The sequence below is a fragment of the Acetobacter okinawensis genome, assembly GCF_002153655.1.
In the GTDB taxonomy this organism is placed as follows: Bacteria; Pseudomonadota; Alphaproteobacteria; order Acetobacterales; family Acetobacteraceae; genus Acetobacter; species Acetobacter okinawensis_A.
The window spans coordinates 19,218-34,260 of sequence record NZ_JOPJ01000030.1 but is presented as its reverse complement, the minus strand read 5'-3'; the positions used below and the strand labels follow the sequence as shown (position 1 = coordinate 34,260).

At 63.5% G+C, this 15,043-nt stretch carries 14 protein-coding genes and 1 tRNA gene; 4 read left to right on the top strand and 11 right to left on the bottom strand.

Annotated features, from left to right (window positions below; translation table 11 throughout):
• Window positions 1–1,962: DNA translocase FtsK (locus HK26_RS10900; protein ID WP_257640979.1), on the top strand; the 1,962-nt coding region annotated here is incomplete at its 5' end.
• Complete coding sequence (locus HK26_RS10895; RefSeq protein WP_257640978.1) at window positions 1,963–2,634, top strand: RluA family pseudouridine synthase; 672 nt, start codon at window positions 1,963–1,965, stop codon at window positions 2,632–2,634. It abuts the gene before it with no gap.
• 106 nt (window positions 2,635–2,740) lie between these two features.
• Here the strand turns inward: HK26_RS10895 and HK26_RS10890 are convergent, their stop codons facing one another.
• From HK26_RS10890 to HK26_RS10865, 6 genes are read right to left on the bottom strand one after another with little or no spacing between them, the layout of a single operon-like run.
• Entirely contained in the window at window positions 2,741–3,895 is a 1,155-nt protein-coding gene (locus HK26_RS10890) for a glycosyltransferase family 4 protein (protein ID WP_086639804.1), read from the bottom strand.
• 38 nt (window positions 3,896–3,933) lie between these two features.
• Window positions 3,934–4,593, bottom strand: a complete 660-nt coding sequence (locus HK26_RS10885; protein WP_086639803.1) for a glutathione S-transferase family protein — start codon at window positions 4,591–4,593, stop codon at window positions 3,934–3,936.
• Window positions 4,594–4,618: 25 nt separating this feature from the next.
• Window positions 4,619–5,701, bottom strand: a complete 1,083-nt coding sequence (mnmA, locus tag HK26_RS10880) for a tRNA 2-thiouridine(34) synthase MnmA (RefSeq protein ID WP_086639802.1) — start codon at window positions 5,699–5,701, stop codon at window positions 4,619–4,621.
• A gap of 34 nt (window positions 5,702–5,735) precedes the next feature.
• Window positions 5,736–6,050 (bottom strand): ferredoxin family 2Fe-2S iron-sulfur cluster binding protein, encoded by a 315-nt coding sequence (locus HK26_RS10875; RefSeq protein ID WP_025829054.1) that lies wholly within the window; start codon window positions 6,048–6,050, stop codon window positions 5,736–5,738.
• 55 nt (window positions 6,051–6,105) lie between these two features.
• Complete coding sequence (locus tag HK26_RS10870) at window positions 6,106–7,290, bottom strand: cysteine desulfurase family protein (protein WP_086639801.1); 1,185 nt, start codon at window positions 7,288–7,290, stop codon at window positions 6,106–6,108.
• 12 nt (window positions 7,291–7,302) lie between these two features.
• Entirely contained in the window at window positions 7,303–8,448 is a 1,146-nt protein-coding gene (locus HK26_RS10865) for a cysteine desulfurase family protein (protein ID WP_086639807.1), read from the bottom strand.
• A 470-nt stretch (window positions 8,449–8,918) separates the two neighbouring features.
• Here HK26_RS10865 and HK26_RS10855 point away from each other — a divergent pair, with 470 nt between their 5' ends.
• Window positions 8,919–9,584 (top strand): alpha/beta hydrolase, encoded by a 666-nt coding sequence (locus HK26_RS10855; RefSeq protein WP_086639799.1) that lies wholly within the window; start codon window positions 8,919–8,921, stop codon window positions 9,582–9,584.
• A gap of 103 nt (window positions 9,585–9,687) precedes the next feature.
• Here the strand turns inward: HK26_RS10855 and HK26_RS10850 are convergent, their stop codons facing one another.
• Both HK26_RS10850 and cysS read right to left on the bottom strand, forming a co-directional pair.
• Window positions 9,688–10,461, bottom strand: coding sequence for an RNA methyltransferase (locus HK26_RS10850; RefSeq protein ID WP_086639798.1), 774 nt, complete (start codon window positions 10,459–10,461; stop codon window positions 9,688–9,690).
• Window positions 10,458–11,834 (bottom strand): cysteine--tRNA ligase, encoded by a 1,377-nt coding sequence (cysS, locus tag HK26_RS10845; protein ID WP_086639797.1) that lies wholly within the window; start codon window positions 11,832–11,834, stop codon window positions 10,458–10,460. Before cysS ends, HK26_RS10850 begins: the two co-directional genes overlap by 4 nt.
• Before the next feature lie 140 nt (window positions 11,835–11,974).
• Between cysS and HK26_RS10840 the strand changes: the two genes are divergently transcribed.
• Window positions 11,975–12,049, top strand: a tRNA-Thr gene (locus HK26_RS10840).
• A 173-nt stretch (window positions 12,050–12,222) separates the two neighbouring features.
• Here HK26_RS10840 and HK26_RS10835 read toward each other — a convergent pair.
• From HK26_RS10835 to trxA, 3 genes are all read right to left on the bottom strand, one after another.
• Window positions 12,223–13,569 carry a bifunctional folylpolyglutamate synthase/dihydrofolate synthase gene (locus HK26_RS10835; RefSeq protein WP_086639796.1) on the bottom strand — a complete coding sequence of 449 codons (1,347 nt, stop codon included), beginning with the start codon at window positions 13,567–13,569 and terminating at the stop codon, window positions 12,223–12,225.
• An 8-nt stretch (window positions 13,570–13,577) separates the two neighbouring features.
• Complete coding sequence (accD, locus tag HK26_RS10830; RefSeq protein ID WP_025829018.1) at window positions 13,578–14,483, bottom strand: acetyl-CoA carboxylase, carboxyltransferase subunit beta; 906 nt, start codon at window positions 14,481–14,483, stop codon at window positions 13,578–13,580.
• A gap of 166 nt (window positions 14,484–14,649) precedes the next feature.
• Window positions 14,650–14,976 (bottom strand): thioredoxin TrxA, encoded by a 327-nt coding sequence (gene trxA, locus HK26_RS10825; RefSeq protein WP_025829016.1) that lies wholly within the window; start codon window positions 14,974–14,976, stop codon window positions 14,650–14,652.
• Window positions 14,977–15,043 lie beyond the last annotated feature (67 nt).

Genomic DNA, 15,043 nt, shown 5'->3' with positions numbered 1-15,043 from the left:
GCCCCGACCCATTCCACCACAGCAGCCTACACCCCGCAGGCAACCCCCGCCACAGACCCGTTTTATGGCAGCTCCCTGCCCACCGGCGCCCTGTTTGATGATGAGGACGACGAGCCCGGCCACACGCCCGCTTACCACGCCCCATCTCCCCCGCAGCCCAGCACCGGCACAGCACTGGTGCTGCACGGCACAACCGGGCAGAACCCGCAGCAGCCCCGCAGCCCAAGCCCCCCCGCACCGCTGGACAGCCCCGCGCAGGCAGCAGCCATAACACCGCTCCCCGCCACACAGGCAGACCCCGGCTTTATTCTACCGGCAACCACATCCCCCGCCCCACTGGCCGAAAAACCCGCCAGAAGCGGCCTGCTCGGCCGCCTGTTTGCCGGGGCCAGCCAGACCGAAAACGCCACCCCCACCCCGGAACGGACCGCCGCACGCAAAGGCGGGTGGGAACTCCCCCCCATGAGCCTGCTGCGCGCCGCCCCCAGCAACGCCCACACCGGCCCCTCGCCCGAACTGCTGAACGCCACCGCCCGCATGCTGGAGCAGGTTCTGGCCGATTACGGCGTGCAGGGCCGCATTGTGGGCATGAGCGCCGGACCCGTGGTCACACTCTATGAGCTGGAACCCGCACCGGGTATTCGCTCGGCCCGTATTATCGGGCTGGCGGACGACGTGGCGCGCTCGCTCTCCGTGCTGAGCGTGCGTATTGCCACAGTCCCCGGTCGCAACGTGATGGGGATTGAAGTTCCCAACCAGACGCGTGAGACGGTCTACCTGTCCGAGCTGCTCAACCAGCCCACATGGCGCGAGGATACGGGCCAGCTCCCCCTTGCCCTTGGCAAGGATATTGCGGGCGAGCCCATGTTCTCCGACCTTGCGCGCATGCCGCACCTGCTGGTCGCGGGCACCACCGGCTCAGGCAAGTCGGTGGGTGTGAACGCCATGATCCTGTCCCTGCTCTACCGGCTCTCGCCTGATGAGTGCAGGCTGATCATGATTGACCCCAAGGTGCTTGAACTCTCCATTTACGATGGCATCCCCCACCTGCTGACCCCGGTTGTGACCGAACCGCCAAAGGCTGTAAACGCGCTCAAATGGGTCGTGCGGGAGATGGACCGCCGCTACCGCACCATGGCGCACATGCAGGTGCGTAACATTGCCGGCTACAACGCCCGTGCGAGTGAAGCCCGCGCAGATGGGGAGGTCGTGGTCCGCCGCGTGCAGACCGGCTTTGACCCCGAAACCGGCAACCCGGTGTTTGAGGAGCAGTCCGTCACCCTCGACCCCATGCCCTATATTGTCGTCATTATTGACGAAATGGCCGACCTTATGATGACCGCCGGCAAGGAAATTGACGCCTGCGTGCAGCGGCTGGCGCAAAAGGCACGTGCTGCGGGTATTCACGTCATCATGGCAACGCAGCGCCCTTCGGTGGATGTGATTACGGGCACCATCAAGGCCAACTTCCCCACCCGTATCTCCTTTCAGGTTATCAGCAAGTTCGACAGCCGCACCATTCTGGGCGAGCAGGGGGCGGAGCAGCTTCTGGGGCAGGGGGATATGCTGTTCATGCAGGGCGGGGGGCGCATTACCCGCGTGCATGGCCCGTTTGTGGCCGATAGCGAGGTGGAGCAGGTCGTCAACTTCCTCAAGGAGCAGGGCGAGCCGATCTATGATGAGGACGTTCTGGCCGACCCCATGGAGGAAAATGCGTCCTCCAGCGCTGGCAGCCGCGCCAGCGGGAACGAAAACGCCGAAGCCGATATGTACAGCGAGGCAGTGGACATTGTCACGCGGGAGGGCAAGGCTTCCACCTCCTTTATCCAGCGCCATCTCTCCATTGGCTACAACCGCGCGGCCAAGCTGATCGAACAGATGGAAAAGGAAGGCATTATCAGCCGTGCCGACCATGTAGGCCGCCGCAAGGTGCTGGTCGGCGCCGCGCGGGAAGAGGACTGAATGCCCCCCTCCCCTCCAGCCATGCCGCCCCTGCTCTACCAGAGCAGCCATGTGGTGATTGTGGACAAACCCGCGGGCCTGCCCGTACACACCGGCCCCGGCGGTGGCGCATGTGTGGAGGACTGGTTCCCCCTGCTCTCCCGCCGCAAGGACGGGCCGTGGCTGGCCCACCGGCTGGATACCGATACTTCAGGCTGCCTAGCCATAGCCCTGCGCAAGCAGCCCCTGCTGGCCATGCAGCAGGCCTTTGCCACCAAAACCGCGCGCAAGACCTACTGGGCCGTGGTGGATGGTGTGCCGCACACCCAGACCGGGCGCATTGACCTGCCCCTGCTCAAGACCAGCACCAGAGCGGGCTGGTCCGTACAGGTAGCGGCCACAGGCGCGCCAGCAGCCACCACATGGCGGGTGCTGGGACAGAGCGCACACACAAGCTGGCTGGAACTGGAGCTTGAAACCGGGCGAACCCATCAGGCCCGTGTGCATTGTGCGGCCATGGGCTGGCCCATTGTGGGCGATGCCCTTTACGGCACCGCCAGCCCCGCAGGCCTGCACCTGCTGGCCAGAAGCCTGCATTTACCCCTTGAAAACGGCATTACCGTAACCGCTCCACCGCGCACCGGCATGCAACCCGCCCTGCGCGCCTGCGGCTGGCAGCCGTCCCCGGCCTGACAAGCCACCCGCCCAGAACACGCACCGCCAACACAACATCTGGAACACACTCTACACCCGGCTTCACGCGGAGCGCCCATACTCCAGCGCCCTGCCTGAGCCCTACCTACCCTTGCACCAAGCGGCTGACATGCGGCCAGACCTGCACAACACGGGCTTGAAAAATCTGGCGCTCCGGGCGTAGCACTGCGCTGTCAAACAGCCGCGCACGGGCCAGCCCCGCCTGCCCCAGATGCGCACGTAACGTGACATCGGCCATCAGGCGCTCCAGTGCTGCCACCATGCCCGGCAGGTCATCCGGGCTGGCATAGAGTGCTGCCTGCCCCGCAACCTCGGGCAACCCGCCATTGCGTGACGTCAGCACAGCAGCCCCACACCCCATGGCCTCCAGTGCGGCCATGCCAAAAGGCTCGGCCCACCGGCTGGGTACCACCACAATGGCGGCCTGGCTCATGGCCTGCAAAACCTGCGCATGGGGCTGATAACCGGCCATGCTGACCCCAGCTACGCGCGCCTGCTCCTGCAAACGGGCGAGAAAATCTGTCTGGGGAGATGCTGGGCCAAACCTGTCTGCCCCAATAATGGTGGCCTGCCATGTCGGGTAACGGGGCAGCAGGGCCGCACAGGCCGCGACAAACGCATCCACCCCCTTGTCCGCCACAACACGCCCTGCAAACAGCACGGTCCGGTCCCGCACGGGGGCGGGGGCAGGCAGGGCAGCAAGGTCAAGCGCGTTGGGCAGAACCGTAACACACCCCTGAGCGCCCTGTGCCAGAAACCGCGCCCGCAGCCAGCCCGACACGGCCACAACCGCCATTTTGCCTGCCAGCACCGTACGCTCGCGCGCGGTTTTGGCCCCACGCATGCCACACGGGTCATTATGCAACACCAGCACCAGCGGCATGTGGGGAAAACGCCGACTGATAGCCAACGCCAGATCCGGCCGGTTATGCACCTCCACCAGATCGGGGCGGATGCTGCCAACAAGCCGTGCGACCCCCGCCCGGTAGCGCCCCATGGTGCCAAGAGCAAACAGGGCAGGCGGAACCGGCACAAAAGGCACATCGGCAAACGCACGGGTGGCAGGTGCACTCCCCACCACAACCTCGCCCGCACCGGCCATGCGGTGCACCAGCAGCGCTATGGCCCCCGCCTCCGCCGCAGCAAACCGCTCACGCGGGGGCAGAACAGTCATAACCCGCAACGGCCTGTGGGGGGCGGTTACGGGCTGGGCCACATGCGCAGGTGTGGGGGTGGACATGCCTAGCCCTGCCCCCGGCTGAGCATCATGGTGCTGGCTCAGGCCAGTGATTCATACATATCCAATTGCCATGCCACCGGCTCACGCGCAGCGGCGGCATACCACTCCTCCATCAGGGGATGGTGGCGCACGGCCTGCATGTAGGCATGAGCCGTGGGAGAAAGCCCCGGCACGTCGTAGGAGAGAAAACGGCACACAACGGGGGCGAACATGGCATCCACATTCCCCATGCCCGGCCCACACAGGAATGGCCCGCCACGGCCCGCACCCTCGGTCCAGATGGCGTTGATGCGCGCAATATCCTTGAGCACATCCTCCCCCAGCGGGGTGGGCAGCGGCCGGTTGCGCCCCAGATTCATGGGGAATGCCGAGCGCACGGCCCGGAAGCCGGAATGCATTTCCGCAGCAACGGAGCGCGCCCATGCCCGGACAGCCCTGTCCTTGGGCCACAGAAAACCGTGCTGCTCGGCACAGTATTCGGCAATGGAGAGCGAGTCCCACACCACCGCATCCTTATGCTCCAGATACGGCACACACCCATTGGGCGAAAGGGTTTTAAGCGCTGTGGTCTGCCCGCCACCAGCAAGTGGCACAACCTGCACCGCCACATCCAGCCCAGCCAGACGCACGCAGAGCCAGCCCCGCAGCGACCATGATGAATAACGCTGTGTTCCGATAACCAGACGACCTTCGGCCATGCGCCAGCACTCCCTGTTCCTGAGTTTACACCGTAACCGGCTGCTCCGTCCGGCGGATGAACCCGCCACCCAGAATCCGGCTTCCCTGATAAAACACGCAGGCCTGACCGGGGGCGGGCATAGCCGGTGCGTCCAGCAGCACGGTTGCCCCATCGGCGGTGGGTAGCACGCGGGCGGTGCGTGGCTCCTCACGCGCGCGCATCTGCACCTTGCACACAAGCCCTTCTGGCGGGGCGTCCACCAGCCAGTTCACATCCCGCACGGACAGGGCGCTGACAAATGCGTGGGCGCGTGGGCCAATAATCACACGTTTGCGGCCGGGTTCGACCCCCACCACCATCTGCCGTTCCCCCTGAAGGCGCGCGGCATTGCCCAGCCGTTTGCTCTGCCCCACGGTAAAGCGCATGACCCCTTCATGCGCGCCCACAACATGGCCGGACTGGTCCACAATCTCGCCCGGGCCTGCCATTTCGGGGTGCATACGCTCGACAAGGTCCACGTAGGAGCCATCGCTGACAAAGCAGAGGTCCTGGCTGTCGGGCTTGCCTGCCACAACCAGCCCGTAGCGCTCGGCCTCCTGCCGTACGGCGGCCTTGTCGGGCATGTCGCCCAAGGGGAAGCGTAAAAAATCCAACTGCGCGCGCGTGGTGGCAAACAGGAACCAGCTCTGGTCACGCGCCTCGTCCACAGGGCGGTGCAGTTCGGCCCCCTGCGGGCCTTCCACACGGCGCACGTAGTGGCCGGTGGCCATGGCCTCTGCCCCGATTTCCTTCGCCAGTCCCAGCAGGTCGGTAAATTTGACGCCCTGATTGCAGGCAACGCAGGGGACCGGAGTCTCGCCCGCGGCATAGGCATCGGCAAAGCGTTCGATCACGCTGTCCTGAAACCGGCGCTCGGCGTCAATGACATAATGCGGGAACCCCAGACGGTCGGCCACGGCGCGGGCATCGCGGATGTCCTGCCCTGCGCAGCATGCGCCTTTTTTGGCCGCCCCTCTGGAATCGTAAAGCTGAAGGGTCGCGCCCACGACCTCGTGCCCTTCCTCCAGCAGCCGGGCAGCCACCACGGAACTGTCCACCCCTCCGGACATGGCAACAAGAATACGCATGGGCGGGTTATCCTTCCCCTTTAAATAATCGGTATCAGGCCTTGCTGGGCAGGCGCACAACCAGACCATCCAGTGCTTCGGTCATAACAATCTGGCAGCCAAGGCGTGAGGTTTTTTCCAGACCAAAGGCAAGGTCCAGCATGTCTTCCTCATCATCGGTGGGGGCACTCAGCTTGTCCGCCCATGCCGGGTCCACCACTACGTGGCAGGTCGCGCAGGCGAGCGAGCCTTCGCAGGCCCCTTCAAGGTCCACATCGTGCTTGTGGGCGATTTCCAGCACGGACAGGCCAACAGGGGCATCAACCGTGCGTTCTGTTCCGTCCTGCTCAACAAACGTCATCTGGGGCATTGGTTTCCATCCTGCCAAAAATTATCATGGCGGCTACGGCCGGTTTAACTTGGCCTTATGCTGTGGGTCTGGCCCGCGGGGGCGTGGCCCGAACCTGCAAGGCAGCCTGTGCCAGACTGTCCGCCGCGCGTTCTGCTTCGGCGGTGGAGGTAAAACGTCCGGGGGACAGACGCAAGCTTCTTCCTGCCTCATCAAAGCTCAGGCCCATGGCTTCCAGCACATAAGACGGGGCCAACTCCGCTGAAGAGCAGGCCGAACCGAGCGAAACCTCAAGCTCGGGCATGGCCTCCAGCACATCTGCGGCGCGCAGGTCAGGCGGCAGACGCAGGCTGAAAATACCCGGCAGGCGTGCCGCCTCCTGCGCATTGACCACACACCCCGGCAACCGCTCCTGCAACCGTGCGACAAACAGGGCCTGCAACGCAGCCAGATGTGCGCCATCACGCGCCATATCCGCCTGCGCAATGCGGCAGGCCGCGCCAAACCCCGCCAGCAAAAAGCCCGGCAGGGTACCCGAGCGCAAACCCCGCTCCTGCCCACCGCCCGAGAACAGGGGCGTCAGCCGCACACGGGGGCGGCGGCGCACATACAGCGCACCCGCCCCCTTTGGCCCATACAGCTTGTGGCTGGAGACAGAGGCAAGGGCCACGGGCAGGTGGTGCAGGTCCAGCGCAATCTTGCCTGCCGCCTGCGCCAGATCGGTATGGAGCAGAGCACCCGCCTGCGTAACCAGAGCACCCAGTGCGGCAAGGTCCTGGAGCACCCCGGTCTCGTTATTGGCAGCGGCGATGGAGACCAGCGCGGTCGGTGCATCCGCTAAAGCTGCCGCCAGCACATCCGGCTCCAGCACCCCTTGGGCATTGACCGGCAGAACAACCGGCTCAAACCCTTCCTGCGCCAGATCCTCTACACTCTGGAGCACACATTTATGCTCGGTCGCCACGGTAATAACCCTGCGGCGCGCGCTCCCCTGTGCCGCCAGATGCCGCACAGCCCCCTTGATGGCCAGATTGTTGGACTCGGTCGCCCCCGAGGTAAACACAATCTCACGCGCCTCGGCCCCCAGCAGGGCGGCAACCTCCGCACGGGCCTGCTCCACCATCTGTGCCGCGCGGGTGCCGCTGGCGTGGGTGGTGCTGTGCGGGTTGCCGTTCTCCTCCGCCAGAGCGCGCAGCAGAACTGCCTGCACACGTGGGTCGCACGGTGTGGTGGCCGCGTGGTCAAAATACAATGCCGTCATGCCGCCCCCCACCTATGCCAGCGCCAGACCGGCGCCTGCCGCCATGCGTGTATAACTTTGCACAAACCGCTCCACATCCGCCTCCTGCGTGTTCCACGGCAGGGATACGCGTATGGCCTGCCCTGCCAGTTCCCCCAGCCCCATAGCGTCCAGCACGTGCGAAAACGCGACCTTACCCGACGAACAGGCCGACCCGGCTGAAACACAGACCCCATCCAGATCAAGCCGCATAAGCTGCCCCTGCGCGCGCCGCCCCGCCAAGGCGAGGGAGGCCGTATTGCCCAGACGGGGTGCCCCCGCACCGCATACCACCGCCCCGGCGGCACAGGCCGCCTGCTCCAGCCGGTTGCGCAGGGGGGCCAGATCACGCGGGTTGTCCAGCCCATCGCACAGGGCGGCAACAAGCCCGGCTATGGCAGGCAGCGGCTGTGTGCCACCTCTGCGGCCCTGCTCCTGCCCGCCCCCTTCAAACAAAGGGGTCAGTGGTCTTGGGGCGGGGCCGCGCAGCAGCAGCGCACCGGCCCCCTTTGGGCCGCCCATTTTGTGGCCGGAGCAGGCCAGACTGTCCGCCCCGCATTGCTCTACACTCAGTTCCATACGTCCTGCGGCCTGCACCGCATCCACATGCAGGTGCGCGCCATACTGGCGGCACAGGCGCGCTACCTCATCCAGAGGATGGAGCACACCTGTCTCGTTATTAGCCAGCATAAGGCAGACAAATGCAGGCGTACTGCCCGCATGCAGGGCCGCCTCCAGCAGGTCCAGCCGGACCTGCCCGTGCGTGTCCACCTCCAGCCAGCCTACATCCGCCCCATCGGGCATGCCCTTGCGCACTGCGTCATGCTCGGTGCGCCCGACCAGAAAACGCCGCCCCTGCCCCAGCCCGTGCATGGCCAGCACGTTGGCCTCCGTGCCGCCTGCGGTAAACACGCAGTTCAGTGGGGCAACATCCATACGGCTGGCCAGTGTGTTGCGTGCCTCCTCCAGCAAAGCGCGCGCACGCCGCCCGGCCTGATGCACCGATGATGGATTCCCTGTAACGTCCGCTGCCTCCAGCATGGCCGCACGGGCCTTGGGGCGCAGGGGTTCGGTCGCATTGGCGTCAAGATAAACAGGGTTGGAAAAATTCATTTCCTTATCATCTATTTTTTTGTTCATGCCGTTTATATACCCGAACCCATACCAGAACTGCGCTTTTTGCAGGCCGCACAGTACGGCCCCTGTCACGATTTATGTGGAAATTCAGCCCCTGCAACAGCTATAGAGTGCCACATGGTCAGCACCACAGGGCACAATAAAGGCAGCAGGCTGGAAACGGGTTTACCCGCGTCCGCGGCATTCACGGACAATACCCCGCCTGATTATGCCTGCGTTTTGCGCAAGGTCAACGCCAGAGTGTGCCTTTCCCCTTTTCTGGTCGTGGGACGGACACCATGTGTCTGTATGCGTTCCTTTTTCTGTTTTCCCCCAGAAACGGAAAAGGGAATGTGCTGAGCAGAAGTTAAAGCTTGCGGGTTTATGGCCCGCATGCTCCGGCCGTGAACGTGGCATCGTTCCTGACCAGAGCAGTTATTGAACCCGGAAGCGTCATGCCCGTGGACGCCCTTCCCAGATCAAGCGGAACCTACATGCCTGAGGTTATGTTTGCCGGCCCGGATGGACGTCTTGAAGGGCGTTATCACCACTCAAACGAGCCCAACGCCCCGCTTGCCCTCGTGCTGCACCCGCACCCGCTGCACGGCGGCACCATGAACAACCGGATTACATACGCCCTGTACCGCACGTTCGAGAACATGGGCTTTTCCGTCATGCGCTACAACTCCCGTGGGGTTGGGCGCTCGCAGGGGCGCTTTGATGGCGGCATTGGTGAAATTTCCGATGCAGCAGCAGCCCTTGACTGGATGCAGATGATCAACCCCAACGCCAGCGGTCTGTGGATTGCGGGCTATTCCTTCGGGGCGTTCGTCGGCATGCAGTTGCTGATGCGCCGGCCAGAAATTACCGGCTGGATCAGCATTGCCCCCCCTGCTGCACATTATGACTTCGGCTTTCTGGCCCCCTGTCCATGCGGCGGGCTGATGATTGCCGGGGGCAAAGATGACATGGCCCCCGAGCCCGCCATCCACAAGCTGGTGGACAAGCTGAACACCCAGAAGGGTGTTGCCGTGGATTACCGCATCTACCCCGAAGCGGACCATATTTTTGCCAAGCAGGCAGACAAGATTACCGCTGCGGTGGAAGACCACGTCACCCGCGCCATGGGCCAGCAGCACATGGCCCTTGCTGCGGACTAATCCTTAAAAAAAAACAGCTCCCAACGCACCGGATAAAACTTGCCGGTGCGTTGGGGGCTGCTACCAAACCTGCCCGCATGCGTACGGGCCGGAGCGTGATCGCTCAGTCCTGCGTGCGGCGTGGGTTGGCCAGTTCACGCACAACGCCATGCAGGGTCCGCAATTCCTGCTCGGTGACTTCGCCACGGGTAAAAAAGTGGCGCAGGTTGCGCACCATGCCCGGACGTTTTTGCTCGTTCCGCAAAAACCCACATCCATCCAGCTCACGCACAAGATGGCTCATGAAGTTCTCAAGCTCACCCTTGGTGGCGACATGTGTCTCGTTGGTCATCAGCGTACGCGGTGGTGTGGCATCTGTGGCCATCCACCATTCATACGCCATAATCATGACCGCCTGCGCCAGATTGAGCGACATAAAGGTAGGGTTGAGCGGGTAGCGGATCAGCGCGTCCGCGCGCGCCATATCCTCATTATCAAGCCCGGCCCGCTCGGGGCCAAACATCAGCCCGACCTTGAGCCCGCGCTGCGTAGCCGCATGCAGTTCCGCAGCCCCGCCGCGCGCAGTCATGACCGTTTTCACAATATGGCGTGGCCGAGGGCAGGTGGCATACACATGGTGCAGGTCGGCAATGGCGTCATCTACACTCTCGTGCACTGTCGCCGCTTCCAGTATCCTGTCCGCGCCCGAGGCCGTACGCCATGCCCTGTCCTGCGGCCAGCCGTCACGCGGGCTAACAAGCCGGAGGTGGAACAGGCCGCCATTGGCCATGGCGCGGGCTGTGGTCCCTATGTTTTCGGCCATTTGTGGCCGCACCAGAATAACAACAGGTGTGTTGCCCAAAGGCTCCAGCGGTGCCCCGCCATCCCGCCCGGTCATGCGCGCCTCCAGCTTGTTCCGTCTTTGGTATCTTCAAGCACAATACCCTGTGCCTGCAACTGGTCGCGCAGGGCATCGGCCCTTGCAAAATCGCGCGCCTTTTTGGCGGCCAGCCGCTCGGCGATCAGCCCCTCAATAGCGGCATCTTCCTCGACCGAGGCCCCACCCTTGAACCAGAGCTGCGGGTCATCCTGCAAAAGCCCGAGCAGGCGGCCACCCGCCCGCAGAGCACCTGCGGCATCCCGGTCCCCCCCCATGGCCTGATTGGCGAGCACATGCAGCTCGGCAATGGCTTTGGGGGTGTTCAGGTCTTCCTCCAGCGCGGCGCGTACGGTTTGCGGGACGGGAGCCTCGGGAATATCCGTAACGCTGGAAAGCGCGCGGTAGAAGCGGTCGAGCGTTTTGCGCGCCTCGTTTAGCCCGGCCTGTGTGTAATTCAGGGTGGAGCGATAATGCGCGCCCAGCAGCAGCAGGCGCAAAGCCTCCGCCGGAGCCTGCGCCAGCACGTCGCGGATGGTCAGGAAATTGCCCAAAGACTTGGACATTTTCTCGCCCTCGACCAAAAGCATGGCGTTATGCACCCAGTAATTGGCGAACTGGCTGTGCGGAAAGCAGCACAGGCTCTGCGCACGTTCGTTCTCATGATGCGGGAAGAGCAGGTCCGAGCCACCGCCATGAATGTCAAAACTATCGCCCAGATAACGGTGCGACATGGCCGAGCACTCAATATGCCACCCCGGACGCCCACGGCCCCATGGGCTCTCCCACCCCGGCTGCTCCGCGTCCGATGGCTTCCACAGCACAAAATCCCCTGCGGCTTTCTTGTACGGGGCGACCTCCACACGGGCTCCGGCCTCCAGTTCATCGGGGTTGCGGCCCGACAGCGCACCGTAGGAGGGAAAAGACCCGACCGAAAACAGCACATGCCCCTGTGCCTCATACGCATGCCCGTTCTCAATCAGGCGGGCGATCATGGCCTGCATCTCGCCTATGTTATGGGTCGCGCGGGGTTCTATGTCGGGGGGCAGCACGCCAAGGGCCGCCAGGTCCTTGTGGAACTCCTGCGTGGTGCGCTGGGTGAGTGCGCCAATATCCTCCCCATTCGCACGGGCGCGGGCGGTTATCTTGTCGTCCACATCGGTAATGTTGCGCACAAATGTTACCCGTGGGTACAGGGTGCGCAGCAGCCGGACCAGCACATCCGCCGTAAGCATGGCGCGCAAGTTGCCAATATGCGCCAGATCATACACCGTGGGACCGCAGTAATAGACCTTGATATGTGCCGGATCGAGCGGCTGGAACGGCACGGTCGCACGGCGTTGGCTGTCGTGCAGGAACAGGGCGGGGGCGGGGCTTTGGGATGCGTGCGGCATGTCCGCCTAGATGCGCCACCCATGAAAACGATGCAATATCTGTATGGGCCAAAAAAACCGCGATTATTCCAAAAAACAGGGCTTGACGCTCCAACCCTTTTATCGCTTATAGTCCCGACTTACAGAGAATGCGTATCTATGCCCTTATAGCTCAGTGGTAGAGCAACCGCCTTGTAAGCGGTAGGTCTTCAGTTCAAATCTGAATGGGGGCACCATTTTCTTTCCCACCCACATCATCGTCCATTCTGGCAGGCTGCTCCCGTGAGGGATGACGTGCTCAATACCTGATTGCACGACAACTCTACTTGCTAAACGCACCATAAGTGGCGGAACACCGGCGGGAGAGCACAGCAGAGCCTGCGCGCCCCCCACCCGGCCACCAGCATATTTACCGGACGACCCAGCCGTCCTGCCTGAGCGCTACACCAGCAAGGTACAGGCTGCCACAGATCAGCACCCGCGCAGGGTGCTCAGGCTGTGCTTGGGCCGCCAGAGCGGTCAGGGCCTGTGCCAGTGTGGGGCCGACATGGGCCTTGCCCCCCGATGCCTCCACAATAGCCTGCGCAGGCAGGGCCAGATGCTGCTCGGGTTCGCAGATGGCCCACAGGTCATCCGCATGTGGGAGCAGCGGACCTAAAAAGCCTGATGCATCCTTGGTCTGCTTCATCCCCACCAGCATATGTAAGGGGCGGTCCTTCCAGTGGGTCAGCTCCTGCGCCAGCGCCACACCGGCTCCGGGGTTGTGCCCACCATCAAGCCAGAGTTCCCACCCTGCTGGCAGCAAAGCCGCCAGATGGCCGTGCAGGCGCTGCATGCGCGCAGGCCATTGCACCTGCCCTACCCCCTGCCACGCAGTCTGGGGCAGAGCCAGACCGGACAGGCGCAGGGCCTCTACCGCCAGACCGGCGTTTTCCATCTGCCACGGGCCAGCAAGGGCTGGCATGGGCAGGTCCAGTGTGCCCTGAGCATCCGTCAGGCGCAGCCCGGCAGGCCTGTCCGCGCTGGCAGGAAAGGGGGCAATGCTCCATTCCACACCACGGCGGGCCAGAGGTGCCCCCACTGCGTGGGCCTGTGCTGCGAGAACCTGCATGACCTCGGCAGGCTGGCTGCCCGTAACCGCAGGCACACCGGATTTGAAGATACCGGCTTTTTCCGCCGCAATCGCTGCCAGCGAATCGCCCAGAAAAGCCTCATGATCGCGGGATATGGCGGTAACAATACATGCTGCAGGGCGTTCGAGCACATTGGTGGCGTCGCACCGCCCACCCAGACCGACCTCAATAATGGCCAGTTCCGCCGGGTGGCGGGCAAACAGCACAAAGCCCGCGGCAGTCAGCACCTCAAACACGGTAATGGGTGCGCCGTCATTCACCCGCTCGATCTCTTCAAGTGTTGCCACCAGTTCGGCCTCGCTGACCAGATGGCCCGCAATGCGGAACCGCTCGGTCACATCCACCAGATGCGGAGAGGTCATGACATGTACGCGCCAGCCAGCGGCCTCGGCTATGGCGCGCAGGGTCGCACAGGTGCTGCCCTTGCCATTGGTACCGGCCACATGGATAACCGGCGGCAGTTTACGCTCGGGGTGGCCCAGACGGGCCAGCAGCCCCTCCAGCCGACCAAGCGAGAGGTCAATCAGGGCTGGGTAAAGGTGGTTCAGCCGTTGCAGAACCTCCCCCGTGCGGCCCGTAAATTCGGGCACCGGAGCGGTGCCCCCGGTCTGCGCCTGCGCCACGGACAGGCTTACTCGGCCGCAGCCGCAGGGGCTGCAACCGGCTTGGGCGGAGGCGCTGTAACATCGGCCGGGGCATGGGTGAGCAGGCCGATCAGGCGCGCCAGTGTGGCGGGCATATCCTTACGGGCCACAACCATGTCCAGCATGCCGTGTTCGAGCAGATATTCGGAGCGCTGGAAGCCTTCTGGCAGCTTTTCGCGCACGGTGTCCTGAATAACACGGGGACCGGCAAAACCGATCAGGGCGTTGGGCTCACCAATCTGCACATCACCCAGCATGGCGAAGGAGGCCGTAACCCCACCCGTTGTCGGGTTGGTCAGCACCACAATATAGGGCAGGCCCGCATCACGCAGCATCTGCACCGCAACGGTTGTGCGGGGCATCTGCATCAGGCTGAGCACCCCTTCCTGCATGCGCGCACCGCCAGATGCGGTAAACACCACCAGCGGGGATTTTTGCAAAATGGCCAGCCGGGCAGCCGCCACAAACCGCTCGCCAAAGGCGGCACCCATGGTGCCTGCCATAAATTCAAACGCCATAACGCCCACAACGGCATTATGCCCGCCAATGGTGCCGTGGGCGACCACAAGGGACTCGTCCAGATGGCTTTTGGCGCGCGCATCCTTCAGGCGGTCGGTATATTTTTTCTGGTCGCGGAAGCCTAGCGGGTCCACGGGGGCCAGCGGCAGCTCAATGCGGGTGAACTCGCCGTTGTCAAAGGTCCATGCCAGACGGTCGCTTACCAGCACGCGCATGTGGTGCCCGCAATGGGGGCAGACATTCTGCGCCTTGCGCAGTTCCTTGGTCAGGACCATCTGGGAGCATGAATCACAGGTGGTCCACAGGTTGTCCGGCACATCACGGCGCAAAAGACCGCGGATTTTCGGACGGACGTATTCGGTGATCCAGCTCATTTTGAACCCTGTAACTGCACGAGACGAATGGCGCGGACCCTGCACGCCTGCGTGGTTGCATTACGCGGGCGGGGCCAATCTGCCAAGTGATTATGCAAAGACCGGACCACGCAGGTCCGGGCAGGCAGGCCCCGAACAGGCCATACCCACCCCAACGCGCATGGTTTTACAGCGCGCCTTCAACCCATGCCTTAAGCTGGCTTTTGGGCAGGGCCCCGACCTTTGTGTCCACCACCTTGCCATCACGCACCAGCATAAGGGTGGGGATGGAGCGCACGCCATAGGTGTTGGGTGTTACGGGGTTGTCATCAATATTGATCTTGGCGACCGTAACCTTGCCCTGCATGTCCTTGCCAATTTCTTCCAGCGCCGGGCCGATCATTTTGCACGGGCCGCACCATTCTGCCCAGAAATCAACCAGAACAAGGCCGGACGCCTTGAGCACGGCGGCATCAAAGCTGGAATCGCTGACAGCAAGCGTATGTTCACTCATGACATGTTTTCCTTCCTACGGGGGTGCGGGAGCACTCCACGCTGTCTTTTTCATCAGGTCTGGCCGA

Coding starts and splice junctions, on each gene's coding strand:
- HK26_RS10895 (WP_257640978.1), top strand. CDS start 1,963: ATGCCCCCCTCCCCTCCAGCCATGCCGCCCCTGCTCTACCAGAGCAGC.
- HK26_RS10890 (WP_086639804.1), bottom strand. CDS start 3,895: ATGTCCACCCCCACACCTGCGCATGTGGCCCAGCCCGTAACCGCCCCC.
- HK26_RS10885 (WP_086639803.1), bottom strand. CDS start 4,593: ATGGCCGAAGGTCGTCTGGTTATCGGAACACAGCGTTATTCATCATGG.
- mnmA (WP_086639802.1), bottom strand. CDS start 5,701: ATGCGTATTCTTGTTGCCATGTCCGGAGGGGTGGACAGTTCCGTGGTG.
- HK26_RS10875 (WP_025829054.1), bottom strand. CDS start 6,050: ATGCCCCAGATGACGTTTGTTGAGCAGGACGGAACAGAACGCACGGTT.
- HK26_RS10870 (WP_086639801.1), bottom strand. CDS start 7,290: ATGACGGCATTGTATTTTGACCACGCGGCCACCACACCGTGCGACCCA.
- HK26_RS10865 (WP_086639807.1), bottom strand. CDS start 8,448: ATGAACAAAAAAATAGATGATAAGGAAATGAATTTTTCCAACCCTGTT.
- HK26_RS10855 (WP_086639799.1), top strand. CDS start 8,919: ATGCCTGAGGTTATGTTTGCCGGCCCGGATGGACGTCTTGAAGGGCGT.
- HK26_RS10850 (WP_086639798.1), bottom strand. CDS start 10,461: ATGACCGGGCGGGATGGCGGGGCACCGCTGGAGCCTTTGGGCAACACA.
- cysS (WP_086639797.1), bottom strand. CDS start 11,834: ATGCCGCACGCATCCCAAAGCCCCGCCCCCGCCCTGTTCCTGCACGAC.
- accD (WP_025829018.1), bottom strand. CDS start 14,483: ATGAGCTGGATCACCGAATACGTCCGTCCGAAAATCCGCGGTCTTTTG.
- trxA (WP_025829016.1), bottom strand. CDS start 14,976: ATGAGTGAACATACGCTTGCTGTCAGCGATTCCAGCTTTGATGCCGCC.